Annotated in this window: 20 protein-coding genes and 1 tRNA gene; 20 read left to right on the top strand and 1 reads right to left on the bottom strand. The window is 56.6% G+C overall.

Annotated elements, in window-relative coordinates; translation table 11 throughout:
- Positions 1-686: 686 nt before the first annotated feature.
- The 13 genes from ltrA to BMX91_RS14905 all read left to right on the top strand — a co-directional run bounded on the left by ltrA (position 687) and on the right by BMX91_RS14905 (position 14,195).
- Entirely contained in the window at positions 687-2,117 is a 1,431-nt protein-coding gene (gene ltrA / locus BMX91_RS14965; RefSeq protein WP_092056010.1) for a group II intron reverse transcriptase/maturase, read from the top strand.
- Positions 2,118-2,341: 224 nt separating this feature from the next.
- Positions 2,342-3,001 carry a 50S ribosomal protein L25/general stress protein Ctc gene (locus BMX91_RS14960; RefSeq protein ID WP_092056008.1) on the top strand — a complete coding sequence of 220 codons (660 nt, stop codon included), beginning with the start codon at positions 2,342-2,344 and terminating at the stop codon, positions 2,999-3,001.
- A 102-nt stretch (positions 3,002-3,103) separates the two neighbouring features.
- The gene (pth, locus tag BMX91_RS14955; protein ID WP_092056052.1) at positions 3,104-3,667 is read left to right on the top strand and encodes an aminoacyl-tRNA hydrolase; all 564 of its coding nucleotides are present in this window, start codon (positions 3,104-3,106) and stop codon (positions 3,665-3,667) included.
- 55 nt (positions 3,668-3,722) lie between these two features.
- Entirely contained in the window at positions 3,723-3,950 is a 228-nt protein-coding gene (locus BMX91_RS14950) for an anti-sigma-F factor Fin (protein WP_092056006.1), read from the top strand.
- A gap of 146 nt (positions 3,951-4,096) precedes the next feature.
- Positions 4,097-7,615 carry a transcription-repair coupling factor gene (mfd, locus tag BMX91_RS14945; RefSeq protein WP_092056003.1) on the top strand — a complete coding sequence of 1,173 codons (3,519 nt, stop codon included), beginning with the start codon at positions 4,097-4,099 and terminating at the stop codon, positions 7,613-7,615.
- 92 nt (positions 7,616-7,707) lie between these two features.
- Positions 7,708-8,244, top strand: a complete 537-nt coding sequence (gene spoVT / locus BMX91_RS14940) for a stage V sporulation protein T (RefSeq protein ID WP_092056001.1) — start codon at positions 7,708-7,710, stop codon at positions 8,242-8,244.
- A 196-nt stretch (positions 8,245-8,440) separates the two neighbouring features.
- Positions 8,441-10,042, top strand: a complete 1,602-nt coding sequence (locus BMX91_RS14935) for a putative polysaccharide biosynthesis protein (RefSeq protein WP_092055998.1) — start codon at positions 8,441-8,443, stop codon at positions 10,040-10,042.
- A 4-nt stretch (positions 10,043-10,046) separates the two neighbouring features.
- Complete coding sequence (yabN, locus tag BMX91_RS14930) at positions 10,047-11,507, top strand: bifunctional methyltransferase/pyrophosphohydrolase YabN (protein ID WP_092055995.1); 1,461 nt, start codon at positions 10,047-10,049, stop codon at positions 11,505-11,507.
- Complete coding sequence (locus BMX91_RS14925; RefSeq protein ID WP_092055991.1) at positions 11,508-11,798, top strand: RNA-binding S4 domain-containing protein; 291 nt, start codon at positions 11,508-11,510, stop codon at positions 11,796-11,798.
- Between the two features lie 132 nt (positions 11,799-11,930).
- Positions 11,931-12,236, top strand: a complete 306-nt coding sequence (gene yabP, locus BMX91_RS14920; RefSeq protein ID WP_092055988.1) for a sporulation protein YabP — start codon at positions 11,931-11,933, stop codon at positions 12,234-12,236.
- Positions 12,233-12,736: a spore cortex biosynthesis protein YabQ gene (gene yabQ / locus BMX91_RS14915; protein ID WP_092055985.1), complete on the top strand. Its 504-nt coding sequence runs from the start codon at positions 12,233-12,235 to the stop codon at positions 12,734-12,736. Before yabP ends, yabQ begins: the two co-directional genes overlap by 4 nt.
- Before the next feature lie 48 nt (positions 12,737-12,784).
- Positions 12,785-13,219 carry an FtsB family cell division protein gene (locus BMX91_RS14910; protein WP_092055983.1) on the top strand — a complete coding sequence of 145 codons (435 nt, stop codon included), beginning with the start codon at positions 12,785-12,787 and terminating at the stop codon, positions 13,217-13,219.
- Positions 13,220-13,760: 541 nt separating this feature from the next.
- A complete protein-coding gene (locus tag BMX91_RS14905) occupies positions 13,761-14,195 on the top strand; it encodes a S1 domain-containing RNA-binding protein (protein ID WP_092055980.1) in 435 nt (144 codons plus the stop codon).
- A 262-nt stretch (positions 14,196-14,457) separates the two neighbouring features.
- On the opposite strand, the gene BMX91_RS14900 is transcribed toward BMX91_RS14905, so the two are convergent.
- A tRNA-Met gene (locus BMX91_RS14900) sits at positions 14,458-14,531 on the bottom strand.
- Positions 14,532-14,780: 249 nt separating this feature from the next.
- On the opposite strand from BMX91_RS14900, the gene BMX91_RS14895 reads away from it, so the two are divergent.
- The 7 genes from BMX91_RS14895 (at position 14,781) to BMX91_RS14865 (ending at position 24,045) form a co-directional block, all read left to right on the top strand.
- The gene (locus tag BMX91_RS14895) at positions 14,781-17,192 is read left to right on the top strand and encodes a SpoIIE family protein phosphatase (RefSeq protein ID WP_092055977.1); all 2,412 of its coding nucleotides are present in this window, start codon (positions 14,781-14,783) and stop codon (positions 17,190-17,192) included.
- A 24-nt stretch (positions 17,193-17,216) separates the two neighbouring features.
- Positions 17,217-18,668 carry a tRNA lysidine(34) synthetase TilS gene (tilS, locus tag BMX91_RS14890; RefSeq protein ID WP_177168423.1) on the top strand — a complete coding sequence of 484 codons (1,452 nt, stop codon included), beginning with the start codon at positions 17,217-17,219 and terminating at the stop codon, positions 18,666-18,668.
- A complete protein-coding gene (gene hpt / locus BMX91_RS14885; RefSeq protein WP_092055972.1) occupies positions 18,665-19,207 on the top strand; it encodes a hypoxanthine phosphoribosyltransferase in 543 nt (180 codons plus the stop codon). Before tilS ends, hpt begins: the two co-directional genes overlap by 4 nt.
- A gap of 153 nt (positions 19,208-19,360) precedes the next feature.
- Positions 19,361-21,361 carry an ATP-dependent zinc metalloprotease FtsH gene (ftsH, locus tag BMX91_RS14880; RefSeq protein WP_092055970.1) on the top strand — a complete coding sequence of 667 codons (2,001 nt, stop codon included), beginning with the start codon at positions 19,361-19,363 and terminating at the stop codon, positions 21,359-21,361.
- A gap of 103 nt (positions 21,362-21,464) precedes the next feature.
- Positions 21,465-22,229, top strand: coding sequence for a type III pantothenate kinase (locus BMX91_RS14875; RefSeq protein ID WP_092055968.1), 765 nt, complete (start codon positions 21,465-21,467; stop codon positions 22,227-22,229).
- A gap of 18 nt (positions 22,230-22,247) precedes the next feature.
- Positions 22,248-23,135, top strand: coding sequence for an Hsp33 family molecular chaperone HslO (gene hslO, locus BMX91_RS14870; RefSeq protein WP_092055966.1), 888 nt, complete (start codon positions 22,248-22,250; stop codon positions 23,133-23,135).
- Entirely contained in the window at positions 23,116-24,045 is a 930-nt protein-coding gene (locus BMX91_RS14865; RefSeq protein WP_092055963.1) for a peptidyl-prolyl cis-trans isomerase, read from the top strand. Before hslO ends, BMX91_RS14865 begins: the two co-directional genes overlap by 20 nt.
- The last annotated feature ends 110 nt before the right edge of the window (positions 24,046-24,155 follow it).

Genomic DNA, 24,155 nt, shown 5'->3' with positions numbered 1-24,155 from the left:
CTGTTCTGAAGGCCGCCTGTGTGCGGCCTTTTTGTGCGACGGGCAGTGATAAGTGGCGCGTGCCCGTTGGGTACGTGTCTTTTATCTTCCTTCCGATACTGATGACGTCACTTCGGTGAAACGATTGGGTTATGCGGTCTAGGAAGATTCATGCCAGATGGTGAAAGTCCATCCTCAAGGAGACTGACCTAGCTTGAGAAGTCTAATCTAGGGCATCACCGTGAGGTGATGTCTGAAGGAGATGCGGACAGTCGAGAGACCCGTAGATGAACGGGCAGACCCTAATGTGAAAACGTGAAGCATGTGGCGGCCGGCAAAGTTGACGACTCTGCGAAAAGTGAGGAAGTCCGCTAAAAGGATGATGTCTCCAGAAGTCAGAACGGGACACCATAGCTTTGTTGGTGAAGATGCAGGGTATGTTCGGAAGGCACTTATCATGACCCCGTGAGGTCTCCACTCCACCCGACAGGCCGGGATTTCCTTCTATAAGGCTGAGCCGAAATGAAGACGAATGAGTGGAGAAGTCAGAGGTTCTCATAGTACGGAAGTAGTCCTGTGACCAAACGCAGGATGAACGGAAGGGGAGCCACCTTATGGTTTTACACCGTCCCGTCTGTAATGTGAACGGTAAAGCTACTGCGGTAACACTAACTGAATGGACACACGGAAAGGTGTGAAATAGCCGAATGAATCAGGAATGGAAAATGAAACTGCACAGCGTCTATGGACAACTACTGTTTGACCGGAAACTGACGGCCAGTTTTAATCAGGTAAAGGCCAATAAAGGGACCGGCGGAATAGACGGAGAAACCATTGAGAGCTATGAAGCCGAGTTGGATGACAACATCATGGACCTGCTGGAACGGCTAAGAAGTAAGGAATACAAGCCAAGTCCGGTAAAGCGGGTCTACATTCCGAAGAAAGATGGAAAGAAAAGACCCTTGGGCATTCCGACCATCGAAGATCGGATTATCCAGCAAAGCCTGGTCAATATTCTTCAACCCAAATTCGAGGACACTCTGTTTCATAACTGGTCTGTCGGCTACCGCCCCGGACGGGGCGTCAAGCGGGCACTGCAAATCATCCTTTGGAATATCGAGTCGGGATATAACCATGTCTATGACGCGGACATCAAGGGGTTCTTTGATAATATTCCACATAAGAAGCTGATGGGCATCCTAAAGAAGTACATCTCGGACAGGACGACGCTTGGATTGATTGAGGAATTTTTGAAAGCGGGGCACATGGAAGAGGGTAAGCTGATGGATAGCGACAGCGGCACGCCACAGGGCGGGGTAATCTCCCCTCTACTGGCAAACGTTTACCTAAACGAACTGGATTGGGAATTGGACTTGCATGGTCTCCGGTTTGTCCGGTATGCGGATGATTTCCTCGTCTTCGCCAAAAGCAGGGAAGATATCCAGCGTGCTGTCGGTATCACGAAGACAAAGCTCAAAGAGCTGGGTCTAGAAATAGCGGAAGGCAAAACCCGGGTGGTTAATTTCAAGAAAGACGACTTCGACTTCCTCGGATTCACTTTTCAGCATTGGACCGTAAACAAGAAAGGGAAACCGGTCTTCCATGTCGTGCCCAAAGAAGAGTCCATCAAAGACTTCCGCCTGAAAATCAAGAGGAAGACACCCAAGTCCCTAACTCTCGACAAGCTGGAATGGGTTAATCGTGTGAATCCCATCATCAGGGGGAAGGTCAATTACTATGTGCTCGTCGTAGATGCCATCAAGGCAAATACGGAGTTGGGACAGGAAAGCCATTGTGTTACCAGAAAAATCCGTAGGATTTTGGATAGCCTAGACGCTTATACAAGAAAGAGGCTCCGGGTGGCATTTATCCATAAGCATCCGAGTCAAATTAAAGAATACAAAATGCGGTCCAGATGGAACAATGAGTTCTTTCTCTCAATCCGATTGATTCCAAGCCTCTGGCTGTATCTGAACAAGGTTTACGGAATGACGCTTGAGCAATTCGCAGAGGAGAAGAAACAGGTTGCCAAGAGACGCTATGAACTGGCCAAACAACGAGCAAGAAGAAAAGGCGAGGAATATTTCACTCCTCACCGCCTGCAAAAGATGCAAAATGCCTGGAATGCATCGAGATAACAACATTCGGTAACATACTGGTAAGCCGTATGCCTGAAAAGGGCACGTGCGGTTTGATAAGGGGGAAGCCACGCAAGTGGTTTCCCTACTTTCTTTGTTTTCGGAAAATCTGTGCCGCTCTAATTCTTTCTCCGGCTTTTGTATAGAAAATTTAATTATGTTTAACTCTCTGAATAATGGGTAAACACTATCTATGTAACTAAAGAAACGGATGGTGACTGCAGATGGCTATGACAATCAAAGCAGAAAAACGGGAAAAATCAGGACGTTCCGGTCTGACCGGACTCCGCACTGAAGGATATGTACCGGCAGTGGTGTACGGATATAAACTGGAAAGTGTGCCGGTCGCAATCCGCGAGAAAGATCTGATGATGACCCTGCGCGATGAAGGCCGAAATGCGGTATTCCAGCTTGAGGTCGACGGCAAGAAAGTCAATGCGGTACTGCATGACTATCAGACAGATGTGATGAAGGGCGAGTTCAAGCACGCCGACTTCCTCGCCATCGACATGAACACCGAAATGGAAGCTGAAGTGAATGTCTCGCTTATCGGCGATGATGTGGCACCGGGCATCAAAGAAGGCGGCGTCCTCAGCCAGCCGTTCTGGACGGTCAACATTTCGGCCAAGCCTTCAGACATGCCGGAATCGCTTGAAGTCGACGTCTCGGAAATGGCTGTCGGTGACACCCTCACGGTCGGTGATATCAAGTCCAAGTGGGGTGTGGATGTAACCGATGAAGATGATAAGGTACTAGCTACAATCACCGCACCGCGTGTTGAACAGGCGGAAGACGACGCGGAAGAAGGAGCGGCCGATCCGGAAGCCGGAGCGGATGCAGAAGCAGGCGGCGGAGCGGACGAAGCTCCAAAGGAAACGGAATAAGAACTGTAGAAGGATTGTCCGATTGCGGGCAATCCTTTTTGCCTGCCCGCCTGCCGGAATCATGGTAAAATGGAAAGCATCATTGCCAAGAGGAAGATGTCCATGAAACTAATCGTCGGGCTCGGCAACCCGGGCAAGCAGTACGAACAGACCCGCCACAATATCGGTTTCCACGCCATCGACCGGCTTGCGGACCGGTGGAATGCCCCGCTCAACCAAACCAAATTCAACGGCATGTATGCGACGGCGCATCGACCGGAAGGAAAGGCGCTGCTCGTCAAGCCGCTTACGTACATGAATCTCTCGGGAGAATGCATCCGCCCGATGATGGATTATTTCGGCGTCGCAGAAGAAGACCTGATTGTCGTCTACGATGACCTGGACCTCCCTCCGGGCAAGCTCCGGCTCCGGCAAAAGGGCAGCCCCGGCGGCCATAACGGGATGAAGTCGATCATTCAGCATATCGGCACGCGCGAATTTGACCGGGTGAGGATCGGCATCGGCCGGCCCGACGTCCCGATGGCTGTGACCGATTGGGTGCTCGGCCGCTTCAGTGATGAAGAGGTTCCGGTCATGAAAGAAGCCGCGGATCGTGCGGCAGACGTCTGCGAGGCGGCCCTCGCACGCCCATTTCTCGATGTCATGAATGAATTCAACGCCAAGTGAGGCATAGCGCCCGATGCTCCTGTCTATACTGATGGGAAAGGAAGGGGGCGCATGCATGGCGATCCGGTACCGCTGCCGCCATTGTGAGACGGAGATTGGCAAGCTTCCGTTCGGCTCCGCCGACGAAGCGAGGACCCTTCTCCGGCTTGGTGAAGAGGAAGCGGAGGAATTTATCCTGGAAGGGGACGACGGGGACGCGACGGTCCAGTGCATCTGCAATGACTGCGAGCAGTCACTGGACCGCTTTCCCGACTACTACTCCCTGCAGAAATGGCTGCAATGATGCCGTTGCTTTGGCACCCGCCGGTGTCCAAGGCTTTTTCTGCGTTTGGGACACACCGGCCATGACGCACCGGAATCCGACTACTTTCCCGCAGAACGGGAATCTGATAAATCAAGAATGCTTGTTTTTCTGAAAGGATGGAACCCATGGAAGAGTTACTCGATGTACTGGCCGGAGGAGGGGAGATTGCGGACCTCCTGGGCGATCTGAAGAGTGGCCGTGACCGGCAGCTGGTTACGGGCCTTGCGGGCGGCGCGCGTGCCGCCCTGTTTGCGTTGGCGGCGAAGGAGACGGGACGGCCCGTTCTCGTCATCGAGCCGAATATGCTGCAGGCGCAGCGCACGTATGAGGACCTTGTGCGGCTGTCGGGGGAAGATTCGGTCCGCCTTTATCCCGCTGATGAGCTGACGGCGGCGGAGCTGTCCGTGGCAAGCCCGGAACTCCGGGCGCAGCGCATCGAGGCGCTGGACCACCTCATGCGGGACGGCTCCGGTATTTTCGTCACGCCGATTGCAGGACTCCGCAAGTTGCTCCCCGCACAGGCGGATTGGGAACATGCCGCACTTACAGCGGAGACCGGCGATGAGATTGATCCTGCCGGATGGGCGGCGAATCTTGTCGCAATGGGCTTTTCACGCCAGCCGATGGTGACATCCCCGGGCGAGTTCGCTCTCCGGGGCGGCATCCTGGATATTTATCCGCTCAATCGGGAAGAGCCTGTCCGGATCGAGCTGTTTGATACGGAGATCGACTCGATCCGCACCTTTTCAGCGGACGACCAGCGCTCCACGGGACGGCTGGATAAGGTCAGGATCCTTCCGGCCCATGAATTCACCTGGCCAGCGGAGAGGCTTGCCGTCACGGCGAACCGCCTGGAACAGGCGCTTGCAGCGAGCCTGAAGAAAGTGAGCGATGAGGCTGCAAGGGAAGCGCTCCTCGAAAACATTACTTCGGATATCGGGCTCATGAAGGACGGAGACATTCCGGAAGGTGTGATGAAGTATGCATCTCTCGCAGGTGAGACGGCATTTCTGGGCGATTATTTCCCGCAAGAGGGCATCCTGTTCTATAACGAGGCAGGAAGGATCATCGAGGTCGCCGAGTCACTGGAGCGCCAGGAGGGCGAGTGGCACACCGAGATGATCGCCCAGGGAAAGCTGGTCCATGAGGCGCGTCTCAGCCATACATTCAAAGAGATCGACGCGATGGCCGGACAGAAAAAAGTGTATCTGTCCCTGTTCTCGAGATCACTCCCGGGCCTTGTCCTGAAGGATACGGTGCAGATTTCCTGCAAGCCGATGCAGCAGTTCCACGGCCAGATGAACCTACTGAAGTCGGAAGCCGAGCGCTGGCAGGCCGGCGGCTTCACCGTGCTCCTGCTTGCTGACGGGGGAGAGCGGCTTGAGAAGATCCGCTCTATCCTCGGAGACTATGGCATGGAGGCGGATATTCCGAAAGAGGGAACTGTCCCGGGGCCCGGCATCCACCTGATCGAAGGAGACCTGTCCGACGGCTTTGAGCTGCCACTCCGGCAGATCGCCGTCGTAACGGACAGCGAACTCTTCAAGCAGCGCTCCCGCAGAAAGGCGCGGCCGCAGAAGCTGTCGAACGCCGAGCGGATCAAGAGCTACTCCGAGATCAAACCGGGCGACTACGTCGTCCATATCCAGCATGGTATCGGGAAATACATCGGCATCGAAACACTCGATGTCGGCGGGACGCACAAGGACTACCTGAATATTAGTTACCGCGGGGACGACAAGCTGTACGTGCCGGTCGACCAGATCGACCAGATCCAGAAGTATGTCGCCTCGGAGGACAGGGAACCTAAAATCCACAAGCTCGGCGGCACCGAGTGGAAAAAGACAAAGAGCAAGGTGTCGAAGGCGGTCAAGGACATCGCCGACGACCTCATCAAGCTGTATGCCAAGCGCGAGGCTGAAAAAGGCTATGCCTTCTCGCCGGACGACGATCTCATGCATTCGTTCGAGGCGACGTTCCCGTATGAGGAGACCGACGACCAGCTGAGGTCGATCGAAGAGATCAAGCGGGACATGGAGCGCGAGCGCCCGATGGACCGGCTGCTCTGCGGCGATGTGGGATACGGCAAGACGGAAGTCGCGATCCGCGCCGCCTTCAAGGCGGTCGGCGACGGCAAGCAGGTGGCTTTCCTCGTTCCGACGACGATTCTCGCCCAGCAGCATTTCGAGACGATGAAGGAGCGCTTTGCCGGCTTCCCGGTCGAGGTCCGAATGCTGAGCCGGTTCGGCACGAGAAAAGAGCATCAGGAAACCGTCAAAGGCCTGAAAGACGGTACAGTCGACATCGTGGTCGGCACGCACCGCCTCCTTTCGAAGGATGTGGAATACCGCGATCTCGGCCTGCTCATCGTTGATGAGGAGCAGCGCTTCGGTGTCACGCATAAAGAGCGTATCAAGCAGATGAAGGCAAATGTCGACGTCCTGACACTGACGGCGACCCCGATCCCGCGTACGCTCCATATGTCGATGATCGGTGTCCGAGACCTGTCCGTCCTGGAGACGCCGCCGGCAAACCGTTTTCCGGTCCAGACCTATGTCATGGAATACAGCGGCCCGCTGATCAGGGAAGCGATCGAACGCGAGATGGCGCGCGGCGGCCAGGTATTCTATCTATACAACCGCGTCGAGGACATGGCGAGGAAGGCCGAGGAGATCCAGATGCTCGTGCCGGAAGCCCGCATCGCGACCGCACACGGCCGCATGTCCGAAACGGAACTTGAAGCGGTGATCCTCGCTTTCCTGGAAGGGGAGTACGATGTCCTGGTGACGACGACGATCATCGAGACCGGCGTAGACATCCCGAACGTCAATACGCTCATCGTCCATGATGCAGACAGGATGGGCCTCGCCCAGCTGTATCAGCTGAGGGGGCGTGTCGGCCGGTCGAACCGCGTCGCCTATTCATACTTCCTCTATCAGCGCAATAAAGTTCTGTCCGATGTGGCGGAAAACCGCCTGCAGGCGATCAAGGAATTCACCGAGCTGGGCTCCGGCTTCAAGATCGCGATGCGCGACCTGTCGATCCGGGGTGCAGGGAACCTGCTCGGCGCCCAACAGCACGGCTTTATCGATTCAGTCGGATTTGATATGTATTCGAAGATGCTCGAAGAGGCGATCGAGGAAAAACGCGGCAACGGCAAGGAAGAGGACGTTCCGGATGTCGAAGTGACGCTGCACATTGATGCGTACTTCCCGGACAGCTTCATTCCCGACGGTTTCCAGAAGATCCAGATGTACAAACGGGTCAAAGCGGTCGCAAGCGAGGAGGATTATTCGGAGCTCGTCGATGAGATGGCCGACCGCTTCGGTGACCTGCCGCTCGAGGCGGAGCAGCTCCTGAAAGTCGCACTGATGAAAGTGTGGGCACGCGATGCCGGCGTGGAATCGATCAAGCAGCAGGGTGACCGGGTGATCATTTCTTTCACAAATGCGGGAACTCAGCAGGCGGACGGGGCGAAGATCATGGAAGAAACGCTCCAGTACGGCCGTGCTGTCGGCTTTCATGTGGAGGACGGTCGGCTGCTCCTCACCGTCGACGGGTCGAAAACCCGAAAAAAGACGCTGTTTGATGTGCTGGAAGGCGTCATGAAAATTTTGCCGGAAGCGAAAAAACAGGAAGCGTGACCTATACACAGGGTGGGATTGCATAAATTGGCTAAACGTGATGCATAATAAGCGCGAAGACCTATCCGAACGTCGAAAGCGAGGCATCACGAATGAGAGCAACTGGTATCGTCAGGAGGATCGACGACCTCGGCCGCATAGTTATCCCAAAGGAAATCCGGCGCACGATGCGCATCAGGGAAGGCGACCCGCTTGAGATCTTCACCGACCGGGACGGGGAGGTCATCCTGAAAAAGTATTCCCCGATCAGCGAGTTGGGCAGCTTTGCACAGGAATATGCTGAGACGCTGTACGAAACATTGGGAACGCCGGCACTCATCAGTGACCGCGATGAAATGATCGCCGTCGCCGGCCTCCCGAAAAAGGATTATCTGGGCAAGAGGATTTCCGGTGAACTGGAGGAAGTCATGCTCGGCCGCTCGATTGTCACGGAGAAAAATGAAAAATCCCTGGAGTGGGTTCCGGGCGTCAACGAGCAGATCAAGTCATCATGCATTTGCCCGATCGTTTCGGGCGGCGACCCGATCGGCGCCGTCTACCTGCTGTCGAAAGTCCACTTTATCGGCGACCCCGAAGTGAAGGCCGCGGAAACCGCCGCCCACTTCCTCGCCAAGCAGATGGAGCCGTAATCGCCAACAAATGCAAAGAACGGGGAATGCCCCGAATAGAATGGCCAAAGGGCCGCCGCATTTGCCGGATATCACCGGCGGAGCGGCGGTTTTTTGTATGGGAGCCATATGGCGGGTACTCGCAGTGGCAGGCAGATGTTCCGTTTTGCCGGCGTGCTATAATGGGGATATTCTTGGAAAGAAGGAAGCCTGAAGCATGCAGCAGCAATGGAACATGAAGACCTTCATGAAAGGCGCGGCGCTCTTGGCGGCGGCCGGCATCATCGTCAAAATCCTGAGTGCGGTTTACCGCATCCCGTTCCAGAACCTGGTCGGCGACAAGGGGTTTTATATATACCAGCAGGTGTACCCGTTCATCGGCATCATCACGGTGTGGACATCGGCAGGGTTTGCGGTTGCCGTCTCCAAGGTGATGGCGGACCGGGACCGCGCAGAAAGCGGCGCTGTCATGAGGATCGCACTGGCATGCCTTGCTGTGGTGTCCGGCGCAAGTTTTCTTGTACTGTTTTTTGGCGCAGAGATGATCACCGGCTGGATGGGCGACCTGCAGCTGGCCCCGCTTCTGCGGGCCGGGTCGCTTGTCATCCTGTTCATGCCGGTTCTCGCGCTTCTCAAGGGGGTCTACCAGTCGGAAGGCCGCATGGCCCCGGTCGCGGGCGCCCAGGTGGCCGAACAGGCGGTACGGGTGACGGTCATCCTGGCGGGCACTCTCATCGTCGTCTCGGCCGGTGCCTCACTTTATATGGCGGGGCAGATGGCGATGTGGGGAGCGGTAGCAGGCGAGGCGGCAGGCGTTCTTCTTCTGTTTGCCCTGTTCAGGAAGTGGACGGGCCGTCCGGACTTCCGTGACCGTTCAACATCGGTCCGCGCCTGGCCGGTAGTAAAGGAACTGACGGCGATCAGCCTCGCCGCGAGCCTGAGTTCGCTGATTCTGCTTTTCTTCCAGATGGTCGACTCGTTCACGGTATTCAATCTGATGGCGGAAACGATGGAGCGGGAGACCGCGATGGAGGCGAAGGGTGTGTACGACCGGGGCCAGCCGCTTGTCCAGATGGGCATTTTGCTTGCCTCGACCCTATCGCTGTCGATCGTGCCGCTTGTCGCGGCGCACACGGCAAAACAAAAAGGCAGAACGGCCGAGCCGTTTATCCGACTGGCCTGGAGGCTCGCCTTCCTGTTCGGCTGGGCAGCGGCACTCGGACTGATCCTCGTCCTGCCGTATGTCAATGAAATGCTATTCGAAACCCGGAGCGGTTCGGCAGCCATCATGGTGTTTTGCATCCAGATATTCGAGCTGTCGCTGATTTTGCCGCTAATGGCAGTTTTACAGGGGCTGGGCCGGGTAAAGGTGCCGGCGCTCCTGCTTTTGCTGGGCCTCGCGGTCAAGACGGCGGCCAACTGGCTGCTCGTGCCGCAGGCGGGCATCTTCGGCGCCTCCCTAGCCGGAGTCGCCGGTTTTGCCGCAGCCGGTGCCGGAATACTGATCTACTTCAAGAAAGTGTGGCCGGTGCGTCTGGCAGAAGGCAGGTTTTACCTGATGATCGCGATGGCATCACTGATGATGGCGGCAGTCCTTATTCCGTGGATGCTCCTGGCCGACATCTGGCTGTTTGACGGGCTCCCCGGGCGGATCGGCGCAACATTTACCGCGCTTACCGGAGTCGCGATCGGTGCGGCTGTGTTTCTTGCGGTCATCGCGAGGACACGTGTGCTGTCGGAGCGGGAGTGGTACCTGATCCCGTTCGGTCGCAGGCTTGCCGCCCTGCAGCTGTTTTTGAACAAACCCAAGAGGAAGTGATCCCATGAATGAAATTACCGTGATCGGCCTCGGTGCATCAGGCCTCGACGGATTGCCGCTCGGCGTCTACAGGAAGCTGAAAAACACCGGACTTGTCCATGTCAGGACGGCGGACCACCCCGTTATCGCCGAACTCGAGGCGGAAGGCATCACGTTCCGCACATTTGATGACGTCTATCGGAAGCATGACACCTTCCCGCCGGTTTACCGGGAAATCGCGGACACGCTCCTGGCGCTGGCCGAAAAAGAACCGGTCATGTACGCAGTGCCCGGCCATCCGCTCGTCGCAGAGCAGACTGTCCAGCATCTGGTTGAGGCAGAGCGGGAAGGCCAGGCCCGCCTGCACATTGAAGGCGGCCAGAGTTTTCTCGATCCGGTGTTCAATGCGCTCCGGATCGACCCGATCGACGGCTTCCAGCTTCTTGACGGCACGGAGATGCACCGGGACGATGTAAAGATGAACCAGCATGTCCTGATTGCGCAGGTGTATGACGCGTTCAGCGCATCTGATGTGAAGCTCACACTTATGGAAAAGTATCCGGACGACCATCCGGTGACGATTGTGACAGCTGCAGGCTCACCTGAAGAAAAACTTGTCACCGTTCCGCTTTATGAACTGGACCGGACGGTGGAGACCAGCAATCTGATGACGGTCTATATTCCTCCTGCCGACCGGCTTGAAGGCCGGCTGAAAGAATGGGACGCGTTCCGCGAGATCATCCGGATCCTGAGAAGCCCGGAAGGCTGCCCGTGGGACCGGGAACAAACCCATGAGTCGCTCAGAAAGTACATGATCGAAGAAGCACATGAGCTCGTCCAGGCAATTGATGACGGTGACGATGACGGCATTATCGGCGAATTGGGCGATGTGCTTCTGCAGGTGTTCCTCCACGCACAGATCGGCGAGGACGACGGCTACTTCCAGATGGAGGATGTGCTCGAGACGGTGGCGGAAAAAATGATCCGCCGCCATCCTCATGTGTTCGGAGATGCAGACGCTGAGGATGCCGATGCCGTAGTCAGCAACTGGCAGGCGATCAAGGAGAAGGAAAAGGCCGGAGAGGCCGGCTCGGTCCTGGACGGTCAGGAGCGCTACGCGTCCTCCCTCCTTACGTCATACAACTACCAGAAGGAAGCCGCCAGGCACGGATTCACCTGGCCGGATGAGGCGGGAGCCTGGGAGAAGTTTGACGAGGAATGGCAGGAATTCCGCCAGGCTGCGGAGAATGGGGGAGAAGGCGAGCGGACCGATGAGTTCGGCGACGTGCTGTTCACGCTCGTCAATCTCGCCCGTTATTATAAGGTATCGCCCGAAGAGGCGATGGCCGGCGCCAACCGCAAGTTCAGAAGGCGCTTCACCCATGTCGAAGAACGGATCCGGGAAGGCAGGGGCCGTTTTGCAGACTACACGCTCGACGAACTCGATGCGTTCTGGGACGAAGCGAAACGATTGGAGAGGATGTAAGTGAGACTCGATAAATTCCTGAAAGTGTCCCGCCTTATTAAGCGGCGCACGCTCGCAAAGGAAGTGGCGGACCAGGGCCGCATCACGATTAACGGCAAAAAGGCCAAGGCATCAAGCGTTGTCAAAGAAAGTGATGAGCTTGCCATCCGCTTTGGCCAGAAACTGGTCACCGCCCGGGTGGACATGCTGAAGGACTCCGTTAAAAAAGACGAAGCCGGCAACATGTTCACGATCCTGAAAGAAGAAAAACTTGAAAAAGTCGAACCCGAATTCATCGACGACGAAGACTGACAGAAGCCGGCCCGGAGCGCATCCAGCGTTCCGGGCCGGTTTTTGCTTCCAGCCGCCCGGGTCATGTTTCCCCGCTTCCGCTCATACAATGCGTTGAACGGACAAGGACAAGCGAAAAGGGGGAACGAACAGATGCAGATCGAACAGTCGGACAATCCGGGCACCGCCTACCAGATTCCATCGGGCGACCACCACGTGTCACTCCGCAACCGCAAGAGGATGGACCTGACATCGGTGAAAGCGATCGACCGATTCGACCAGGAAGAATTCATCGTGCGCACCTCTCAGGGCCAGCTCCAGATCCGGGGGGACGGGCTCCGGATCGTCCACCTCGACGTGGACAAGGGCCTTCTCACCCTCGAGGGAACCGTGAAAGTGCTCCAGTACGAAGATGAAGACGGCCATTCACGGAATATCCTTACCAAGTTATTCGGATGATCGTTTCCCATCAGCTGCTCAGCCTGCTGGCCATGGTCGGGACAGGCATCCTCGCCGCTGCCGTCATCGATATGATCCGGACGGCGGGCGGCGGCACCCGGGCCGGCACCGCCATCGAACTGATGGCGTGGCCGCTTTTGGGGTTGGCCGCGTTTTCCGTCCTGTTCGCGGTGCGGTCCGGCGAATGGCGGCTTTATGACCTGCTTGCCCAGCTGCTAGGCGTCCTGCTCTATGAATCTTCACTTCACCGCCCGCTCCGGTTTGCCGGGCGCCTCCTCACCGCGCTGGTCATCCGGCCCATCCTCTTCCTGCTGGACCTCGTCTGGAGGACAGTTGCCTTTATAGTCGGTATCCCGCTTAAACTGATTCTCACCCTGATCCGGTTTCTGCTGCGTCCCTTCCGGAGGCCGGCCCGGGCAGTGCGCAGGAAAGCGGGAACTTTGTCAAGAAAAGTTCGCCGCAAGTTCGCCGGTCTCCCCTTAAAAAAGAGGTCCGCATGAGGTATAATAGATGAATCATGCGCTCCGACGCAGGCAGGGGGACCGAGGATGGAACAGAAAAGCAGGCAGGCAAACAATCATGGGCCCGTCACACCGATCCAGACCGAATATGTCCGGGCCCGGGAACGCAAGGAACAGATCAAGAAAGCGCGGAAGATCCGGCTCTACCGGAGACTGGCCGTCTTCGCTGTCATCGCTGCGCTGATATTCGGCTGGATGGGCTGGTCGCTCATCGAGAAAAACCAGGCCATCGCCGCCAAGCAGGAAGAGAAAAAAGCCGCATTGGCGGAACTGGAGAAACTCCAGGAAGAAGGCGCAGCCCTGGAACTTGAACTTGAAAAACTTGACGACCCGGAATACATCGCCAAGCTCGCCAGGAAGGAATATCTCCTGTCCGAAGAAGGCGAAATCATCTTCACCCTCCCGGACGAGGAGAAAAAAGACAAAGACAAAGATAAAAAAGACGGTGACTCCGAAGAGTAACCCGTCATTTATAAAAAAGCTCTGTTATTGGCGAGTGTACTGAAAAAGTAAAAGTGCTGATTTCCGTTTCAGGCCCTCTATGGTGAGTTTTTCAGTGGCCTCATTACCGGCGGGAGTTTATTAACCATTAATTGGAGTGAAGGGCGGTGACTCCTGCGGAAAAGGAAGAGCGGAGAGACCCTGAAAGGGGCCCGATGCCTTCCCCGCGGGTAGCGGGCGCCGTCACGTAGAACGGCGTCTGTGCCCAAAAGTGAATGCGTTGGGCAACATCCCGCCCGTAACGGAAATCAACAGCCGGTCCTAAAGCAGAGATATATAAGGAGGACAGCAGCGGCCCGGAAATGACCGGAGTAGCCGCTGCTGTTTTTAATGGGAAGGCTCCTCTGAAACTCGGCACCTGCCAAGAAAAACGTCCGATTCATTGACACTCTTTGATTGTTGGTTATAATTAGGTCAAGGGACTTGGTCTGTCAAGACCCGGAATATGTATGCATGGCTGTATGAACAGCCCGCTTAATCTTTAAGGAGGAGCATTTTTTTTATGTCAATTGAAGTCGGCAGCAAGGTACAGGGAAAAGTAACAGGAATCACCAACTTCGGGGCATTTGTTGAGCTGCCTAACGGAAAGACTGGCCTGGTCCACATCAGTGAGGTTGCAGACCACTACGTCAAGGACATCAATGAACTGCTCAAGGTCGGCGATACCGTAGAAGTTAAAGTGATGAATGTCGGCAATGATGGCAAAATCGGCCTGTCGATCCGTAAGGCGAAGCCTGAAGCGGAACGTCCACAGCGTCCGGAACGCCCATACCGCCCGCGTGGCGGCAACCGCGGCGGCAACGATCATGGCCGTGTAGGAAAAGAAAACTTCGAGCAGAAGATGGCACGGTTCCTGAAGGACAGTGAAGACCGTCTGTCCACGCTCAAACGTGCAACAGAGTCCAAGCGTGGCGGCCGCGGTGCGAGAAGAGGCTGACTTGCTGACTGCTTCGACCAAAAAAAATCTCTGATATAGATGGCCCGGGAATAGCCCGGGTGCGCTTCGGCGGCCTGACGGATCCATTTCGTCAGGCCGCTTTTTGGTGCGGACAATGGTTTCCGGTGAGACATGGCAAATCGATATCCTCCACAAGCGGCCCATCCTCCGCCATCCGCCAACGTTCCGCATGAACCAGGACGTGCTGCGCACCGGAAACAAAAAACCGGCCCTCCCCGAATGGGAAGGACCGGTTTTCGTATAGCGGCGGAGGGGATCGAACCCCCGACCTTACGGGTATGAACCGTACGCTCTAGCCAGCTGAGCTACACCGCCGTGTTTGCGACACTACCATATCATACAGAGCGGCAGACCATGTGTCAATCCTTTTTTGGCTGAAACGAATAAAACCTGTCCCGCAAGATTCGCCGTTTTCCTACCAACTTCCGCGTATACGGAAAATTCCCAAAAAGAGGCCGAATCCGTCGAAAGTTTCTTCGGCGCGGTTGCCAGGAACAGACAAACTTCCGTGAATCGCCCCGGTATACTCAGGACACTCGATTCGAGATAAGGGGGAATCCAAACATGAGATTATTGGGGAGTGATGCCTGGCAAAATGCCGGCATGCCGTTGAGACGCTGGGCGGACGCGGTAGCCAGGCGAAAAGTGAAGATCGGGTTTTCGCTGTTTTTCCTGGCGGCCTCATTCTTCCTGTCGAGGGCGGTGCTGTTCGAGGCGGCGGTGCCGTTCCTTTTGCCGGTATGGGCGCTCGCAGCGATCCGCTACAGGAACTATCTGCCGCTCGTCATCATTGGAGGCGGACTCGGCAGTCTGATGCTCGGTCCGGGACAGGCTGCGATCCATATCCTTCAGATCTTGCTGTTCCATTCGATCATCCGGTTCCGGCTCTTCCGGAAATCGGTTCCTGTGACGCTCGGGCTCACCGTGCTTTCGGTCCAGGCAGTGTGGCAGATGGTCTCCCACGGCGGACAGGTGGCGGGAAATATCTGGTTTCTCGTGGGCTGCGAGGCGTTGCTGACTGCATTTATGGCAGTATTTCTGTTTGCGGTGTTCACTCCGGCACACCGATTTCTGCATGAGCGGTGGACAGCGGAGCGGACGGGTGCCGCATTTCTTGTCGGCGCACTCATGATTACAGGGATGGGCGGCGTGATCTACGGGCAGTTTTCGCTTCCGGCAGTACTGATTCATCTTGCTGTCCTGTTCTCGGTGTCTGCTGGGGGTCTGGCCGCGGGAACGGCCGCTGCTACCGTGATCGGGACAATTGTCAGCGTGTCCAATCTCGAGTTCAGCGGCATGATCGCACTTTATGCGCTGACCGGGTTTTGCGCGGGGGTCGCGGCAAAGGCCGGAAAGCTTGGCATCGCCGCTGCCGCACCGATCGCCTCGGTATTCTTCTATATGTATGATGAAACACTGCCGCTTGATGAAGTTCACTTTATGTCGATGGCGCTGGCCACACTCCTGTTCCTGTGCATTCCATCCCGCTCGCTTGCATTCGTGCGCAGCCGTGTAAATCCGGACCGTACCGTGCAGTCAGAGCGACGCAGGGTCTGGCTCGAGGAGAAAATGGACAGCCAGCTGCAGGATTTCCATCAATTTGCACACTTCATGTCACAGCTTGTAAGCGATCACAACGGCAGCCGGGAAGATGAAGGACAACGGCGTCCGCCGTCCATCTGCCAGTCTTGTTTCCGCTACGAAAAGTGCTGGGCTGATCCGGAGGATGGAATCGCGCCTCTCCTCGATGATTGGATGAAGGCACAGGCCTCGCCGAAGCGCGGGGCGAGAATCCGCATGGAGGAGCGGATCGGGTACAAATGCGTACGTTCCACAGGACTTATCCAGGAGCTGGAGGAAGATTATTCCCAGGCCGTTCTGAACAATCAGCTTCACCACGGGCGGAAGATGCTTGCGCTCCAGCTTCGGGACATGAGCCGCCATCTGAACGATATGATGATGAATATGAAAGAAGAGATCAAAACATTCCGCCCTGAAGAGGAGGAGTTGTCGGCGCGTCTTCACCAGATGGAGATCCCGCACTTCCAGGTGGATATCCTTTCCGAGGAGCGGGGCGCTCGCAAGATCGTCTGTTCACTTCCGGACCGAAAGAGCGAATGGGAAACAGAGCGTATGGTCGCGGAGCGCCTCATCATGCCCGTGCTGAACGAAATGTACGGCGAGCCGTTCGAGGTGGAGAAGTCGGTATTCCTGGAAGATCCGTTCCCGCATCTCCAGGTGACATTCGTCTCAGCCGTCCGCTTCAAGATGGACTATTCGGTCGTCTCCTCTTCAAAGGACGGCACATTCCATGCGGGCGACTCCCACGAGGTGTTCCAGCTCCATGACGGTCTGGCGGCAGTCATCCTGTCGGACGGCATGGGTTCGGACGCACAGGCATACCGTGAAAGCCGGAAGGTGATCCGGCTTATGAGGGAGTGCCTGAACCGCCGGATGGATCCGGAGACCGCAATGCATACGCTTCATTACGTCATGTCGCTCAAGGGCGGGGACGATATGTACGCGACGGTTGACCTTGCGCTGATCGACCTTCAGGACGGGCGGCTCTGGTCGTACAAGGCGGGTTCCATGTCGACGTACATCAGCCGGGGCGGCAAACTGTTCAAGCTTGAAAGCGCTGCGGTGCCGTTCGGATTCCTGCCATCCTTCTCGGTTGATGCCAAGCGCCACGGCCTGAAGGCGGGTGATGTCATCGTTATGATGACGGACGGCATGTTCTCCCCGTCGGTCGCGCCCGAACAGCAGGAGCGCATGCTCGGCGCGGTGCTGTCCCGCTGCGAAGACCGCGGGACGGATGGGATGGCCGACTATATCATGCAGGAGATGGGACGCAAATTCCGGCTGCCGTCTGACGACCGGACGGTGATTGTCATCAAGATCGAGCATACGGTCCAGAAATGGTCAATATTCACGCCGTATTCGACGGTTACCGGGAAGGAAACGGTGGTAAGATGAAAGGAAATGGGAGGAGGGGTGCAGATGACGGAAGAACTGGAAAGGCAGGCAGCGGCGCTGATCCGTGAGCGGGACTTGATTCCGTCGGGCGGCCGGGTGCTGGTCGCCTGCTCCGGAGGACCTGATTCTGTCGCCCTCCTCCATGTAATGAAACAGTTGGGGGAAGGTTCCGGGTTCATGGTGGGTGTGGCTCACGTCGACCATATGCTCAGGGGTGAGGAGTCCGAGGAAGATGCACGCTTTGTCCGCGCAATGTGCGCAGGGCTTGGCGTGCCTTTCCATGGAACGGCGATACCTGTCGGTAAGATCGTCCGGGAACAAGGCGGTAACGTCCAGGATATCTGCAGGGCCGAGCGGTACCGATACTTCGCCGAAGTCATGGAGAGGGAGGGATACGGGGTGCTTGCCACGGCGCATCATGCGGACGACGTGCTCGAGACTGTGCTCATGCGTCTGGCGCGGGGAACGGCGAATGCGGCACCGGGTATTCCGGTATCCCGGAAATTCGGCCATGGACTTCTCATCCGTCCGTTTCTTTTAAGTGAAAGAAGGGAAGTCATGGAGTACTTGGACGTGCGCGGGCTTTCTTATAGGACGGACCCGAGCAACATGAAGCCGGATTATACGCGAAACCGGTTCCGGCATCGCATTCTTCCGCTTATCCGTGATGAAAATCCCGGAGCCGCGCGCCATGTCGCCAGTTGGGATCTCGCCAGAAGAGATGACGAGGCCTATCTCCGCGAGCGTGCCCTGGAAGTGTGGGAGGAGATTTCGGAGCCCCTTCCGGGGGGCGGGCTCGCCGTGAAGACGGAAGCCTTTTCCCGCGTGCCCGTTGCTTTACAAAGGCGTCTGGTTCCCCTACTATTAGACTATCTATACCTTTCGGATCCGACCCCCTCAGGATCGCGTCTCGAGTCGCTGATCCTCAGCCAGCTTTCGAGTACCGGGGGGAGCGGTTCGGTCGATCTGCCGTCCGGTTACAGGCTGGAACGTGAGTACGGAAAAGCCGTATTCCGGAAAGCCGCAAAGGAAGTGCCCGAAAAAGCGGGGGAGATGTCCCTGCCCAAGGGCAGCTGGCTGACGGCGGAAAATGGGATGCGGCTGTTCTGGTCGGACCGGGTGGCGGTTTCCGATCCCGAACCCGCTCCCGGCAGGGAAGTGCTGTATTTTGGTGAAGAAGAGGCTGTCCTGCCGCTCTCGGTCCGCCTGCCGCGTGCGGGCGACCGGATCTTCCTCCCGAATATGGCCGGACCGAAGAAAGTGTCACGGATTTTTATCGACGGCAAAATCCCGCGCAGCCTGAGGGATGCGTGGCCGGTCGTCACCGCGGCGGACGGAAGCGTCATCGCAGTCCCGGGCGTCCGGTACGGCAAGGGATTCACCCGGGACGGCCGCAAGGGCGGCCCGTACATATTCATCGTGGAACATGCAGGAGATGTAAATCACGCGGACCACGCACAGGAGGAAACCACATGATTGGAAACGATATCGAACAGATTCTCATCTCGGAGGAAGAGATCCAGGAAAAGGTCGCCGAGCTCGGGGCGGCGCTCACGAAAGAGTATGAAGGGAAGTTCCCGCTTGCAATCGGTGTGCTGAAAGGCGCGCTGCCGTTCATGAGTGACCTGATCAAGCGTTTTGACGGCTACGTTGAGATTGATTTTATGGACGTCTCGAGCTACGGCAATGCGACAGTCTCATCCGGTGAAGTGAAGATCGTCAAGGACCTGAACACGAGTGTCGAAGGGCGCGACGTCCTGATCATCGAGGACATCATCGATAGCGGGAAGACACTCAGCTACCTGATTGATCTCCTCAAGTACCGGAAGGCGAATTCGATCAAGATCGTCACCCTGCTCGACAAGCCGACCGGGCGCAAGGTTGACCTGAAGGCGGACATCGTCGGTTTCGAAGTACCCGATGCATTCGTCGTCGGCTACGGACTTGACTACGCTGAAAAGTACCGGAACCTTCCTTATATCGGCGTCCTGAAAAAAGAAATCTACTCGTTCTGATGCACATGCCGGTTTAAGTGAACGGTAAGAAATTCTCGGGGTTTTGGATCGTGTTCCACGGACCATTTCCAGTCAAAGCCTTTTCTTTTGGCGGCGGTGGGGTCCTATGATAAGATTTACTATAGTTTTCTTTTAATGGTGAGGAGGCTCGGGATGAACCGAATATTAAGGTATACCATCTTGTACGGCCTGATTTTCCTCGTAATCATGGGGATCTTTGGTTCGTTCAATAACCCGAATACACAAACGAAAAACCTGACGTATAACGAGTTCCTGACGGCTTTGGCCGAAGGGGATATCAACGAGGCGACCATCCAGCCTAACCAGCTGGTGTACGAGGTCCGCGGGACGATGAATGACGCCAAGGAAGGCGAAACCTTCATTGCCAACATTCCTCCGGACAACGAGCAGCTCATGAACGAGATCGACCGCGTGGCGGACCAGTCCGACACCAAGATCACCTTCCTGCCTGCACCTCAATCAAGCGGCTGGGTCCAGTTCCTGACAGGGCTCATTCCGTTCATCATCATCATCATCCTCTTCTTCTTCCTGCTGAACCAGGCACAGGGCGGCGGCAACCGGGTCATGAACTTCGGTAAGAGCAAAGCCAAACTGTATAGCGAAGAAAAGAAAAAGGTCACGTTCAATGACGTGGCCGGCGCCGATGAGGAAAAAGCCGAGCTGGTCGAAGTCGTCGACTTCCTGAAAGACCCGAGCAAGTTTGACAGCATCGGTGCACGCATCCCTAAAGGGATTCTTCTTGTCGGACCTCCGGGTACCGGTAAGACACTCCTCGCCAGGGCAGTAGCCGGTGAAGCCGGCGTGCCGTTCTTCTCAATCTCCGGTTCGGACTTCGTCGAAATGTTCGTCGGTGTCGGGGCATCCCGTGTCCGTGACCTTTTCGAAAATGCGAAGAAAAACGCGCCGTGCATCATCTTCATTGATGAGATCGACGCAGTCGGACGCCAGCGGGGCGCAGGCCTCGGCGGCGGACATGATGAGCGTGAGCAGACGCTGAACCAGCTTCTCGTAGAGATGGACGGCTTCGGCGAAAACGAAGGCATCATCATCATCGCCGCGACAAACCGTCCGGATATTCTTGACCCTGCGCTTCTCCGCCCGGGACGTTTTGACCGTCAGATCACGGTCGGCCGCCCGGACGTGAAGGGACGCGAAGCGGTCCTGAAGGTCCATGCACGCAACAAGCCGCTCGCGGACTCCGTCGATCTCAAGGCGATCGCGGCCCGCACACCGGGCTTCTCCGGGGCGGATCTTGAAAACCTCCTTAACGAGGCTGCCCTTGTAGCGGCACGCCGCAACAAGAAAAAGATCGACATGACCGATATCGACGAGGCGACGGACCGCGTTATCGCGGGGCCGGCCAAGAAGAGCCGCGTCATCTCCGAGAAGGAACGCAAAATCGTCGCATTCCACGAAGCGGGCCACGTTGTTATCGGCCTGACGCTCGATGAAGCGGAAATGGTCCACAAAGTGACCATCGTCCCTCGCGGCCAGGCGGGCGGCTATGCGGTCATGCTTCCTAAAGAAGACCGTTACTTCATGACGAAGCCTGAACTCCTCGACAAGGTGTCCGGCCTCCTCGGCGGCCGTGCCGCTGAAGATATCGTCTTCGGCGAAGTGTCGACCGGCGCTCACAACGACTTCCAGCGTGCGACGGGCATTGTCCGCCAGATGGTCACCGAGTACGGGATGAGCGAAAAGCTCGGTCCGATGCAGTACGGCCAGAGCCAGGGCGGCAACGTCTTCCTTGGCCGGGACATCGGTTCGGAGCAGAACTACTCCGATAAGATTGCCTACGAGATTGACCAGGAAATGATGGACATGATCAAAGAGCAGTACGCGCGCACGAAGAAGATCCTGACCGAACGTCGCGATCTGCTTGACCTCATTGCAAACACGCTTCTCACCAAAGAGACGCTCGACGCACGGGACATCAAGCACCTCGAAGACCACGGCAGGCTCCCGGAGCCGCTTGATGAAGAAGGCCAAGAGCCGGAAGCTGAAGCGACGCCGGATTCAACCGGTGCGCCGTACGATCCTTCTTCGGGTGACCTCCCGCAGGAAGACGGCTCAAACACCGAAACACCACAAGGCCCGATCCGCGAAGACCGGAAGGGACCTGGAATCGATTAAGCCTATCAGACCGGCGCCCCAAATTAGGGGCGCCGGCTTTTTTTGCCGGCAGCGGTTGTGATATGATGTTACGGACAATCGAATGAATAAGTGAGGAATGGCCATGATTCTGGTAATGGATACCGGGAATACAAATATTGTCCTTGGTGTATACAAAGGGGACGAGCTGATCTACCAATGGCGGATGGGCACCGACCGCCGGAAAACAGAAGATGAGTTCGGCATGCAGGTGAAGTCGCTGTTCACCCATGCGGGGCTCGACATGAAGGCCATCGAGGGAATCATCATCTCCTCCGTTGTGCCGCCGATCATGTTCGCGCTCGAGCATATGTGCGAGAAGTACTTCGGATTGACACCACTCGTCGTCGGGCCGGGGGTCAAGACCGGCCTGAACATCAAGTACGAAAACCCGCGCGAGGTCGGCGCGGACCGGATCGTCAATGCGGTGGCGGGCATCCATGAGTACGGCACTCCGCTCATCATCGTGGATTTCGGAACCGCGACGACACTCTGCTATATCAATGACAAAAAAGAATATATGGGTGGCGTCATCGCACCGGGGATCGGCATTTCGACGGAAGCGCTTTTTGAGCGCGCATCCAAGCTGCCGCGCGTCGAACTCGTCCGCCCGGAAAATGTCCTTGGGAAAAACACGGTCGCAGCCATGCAGGCGGGTATCGTCTACGGCTATGTCGGCCAGGTGGAAGGCCTGATTTCGCGCATCAAAGAAATGGCCGGCGAGGAGCCGACTGTCATCGCGACAGGCGGACTTGCTCCGCTTATTGCAAGCGAGACGGAAGCCATCGACATCGTCGACTCCCATCTGACACTCAAAGGATTGAAACTGATTTACGACCGCAACCAATGAATGAAGGAGATGGATCATATGTCTGATTACATCGTCAAAGGTTTGGCTTTTGATGGGACGATCCGCGTCTTGGGGGCGCGGACCACGGAAACCGCGGCAGAAGCACAGCGCCGCCACCAGGCTTGGCCGACGGCAACTGCTGCACTTGGCCGGACGCTGACGGGCACCGTCATGCTCGGCTCGATGCTTAAAGGTGACGGTAAACTGACGGTTAAAATCGAAGGGGGCGGCCCGGCGGGTGCCATCCTGGCTGATGCTGATGCGAACGGCCATGTCCGCGGCTATATTTCAGACCCGTACGTCCACTTTGATCTGAACAGTCAGGGCAAGCTCGATGTCCGCCGCGCCGTCGGGACGGAAGGGATGTTTTCCGTCGTGAAGGATCTCGGTCTCCGTGACCACTTCACGGGGCAGGTTCCGATTGTTTCCGGTGAAATCGCCGAAGACTTCACCCAGTACCTGACTGTCTCCGAGCAGGTGCCGTCCGCGGTTGCGCTCGGTGTCCTGGTCAATCCGGACAATACGGTCAAGGCTGCGGGAGGCTTCATCATCCAGGTCATGCCGGGGGCAACCGATGAAACGATCGATCTCCTTGAAGAGAGGATCACGAAAGCCCGTCCGGTATCCCGACAGATCGAAGACGGCCTGACTCCGGAGGAAATCCTCGGGGAGGTGCTCGGAACCGAGAATATCCGCTTTATCGACACGCTACCGGTAGACTTCGAATGCGACTGTTCCAAGGAGCGGTTCAGCAATGCGATTGCCGGGCTCGGGGACCAGGAAATCCGCGAAATGATCGAAGAAGACCATGGAGCCGAGGCGCAGTGCCACTTCTGCCTCGAAACGTACCAGTTTTCCGAAGACGAGCTGAGAGGATTCCTGAGCGATGAGAAGGCAACGGACTGAAACAGATCAGCCGATACGTAAACGCCGTCTGAAGACAAAGCCTGTCCTGATCCTCCTCGCCATCCTGCTTGGCGGCAACCTGCTCTGGTTCACGCTCTGGCTGACCAAAGACGGCGGAAGTGTAAAGTCCGCCGGCACCGGCGAACAAGTGGCTTCCGTCGGCAAGGAGGTCGTCACGCATGAGGAGTGGGTGGCCGCCATGGAAGAGCAGGTCGGCCGGGAAACCCTGCGCGGACTGGTCAACCAGAAAGTGATGGAGGCTGCTGCAAAGGAATATGGCATCAAGGTCTCCGAGGACGAAATCGACCTGGAGATTGCCATGCTCCGGGCGGGCGGTGAAGGCACCGGGGAGCTGACGGGTGAGCCGCTCCGAAAGCAGGTGAAGTCACAGCTGATCCTTGAGAAGGTGCTGACGAAAGATATCATCATCGAGGACGGGGCAGTGGAAGACTACTACGAGAAAAATGAATCGCTGTATGATGTAAAGCCATCTTACCGGACTGCGGTGATCATCCTGCCGAATCAGTCGGAAGCTGAAAAGGCGCTCGGCGAACTGGAGAACGGTTCATCGTTCGGTGCGCTTGCACGTGAACGATCAGCCGACCGCGTTTCAGGCAGCCTAGGCGGGGAGATCGGCTATGTCAGCGAGTCTTCCGAGAATATCGATCCGGCCATTGTGTCGGCCGTTACCGGCATGAAGAAGGACGAGACCGCCGGTCCGATCGCGCTTGCTGATGGGACAGTGGCTATTGTGAAAGTGTCTGACGCAGCGGAAGGACGTCTTTTCAAGTTCAAAGAAGTCAAAGACCAGATCCGGCGGGAACTCGCCATCGAGCAGCTTCCGCAGTCCGTCACGCCGGAAGTATTCTGGGAAGAGTTTGGCGCGGAATGGATTTACGGAAAAGAATAAGCAAATAAAAAAGCATTGAACTGAACCCCGAACTACGGACACTTTAAAAAAGTCCCGGTTCGGGGTTTTTGCGTGGTCAAAAACTCCGCTATACTGAACACAAAGTTGAA

This window comes from Bhargavaea ginsengi (assembly GCF_900109165.1).
Lineage (GTDB): Bacteria > Bacillota > Bacilli > Bacillales_A > Planococcaceae > Bhargavaea > Bhargavaea ginsengi.
This window is presented reverse-complemented; position numbering and strand designations above follow the sequence as displayed.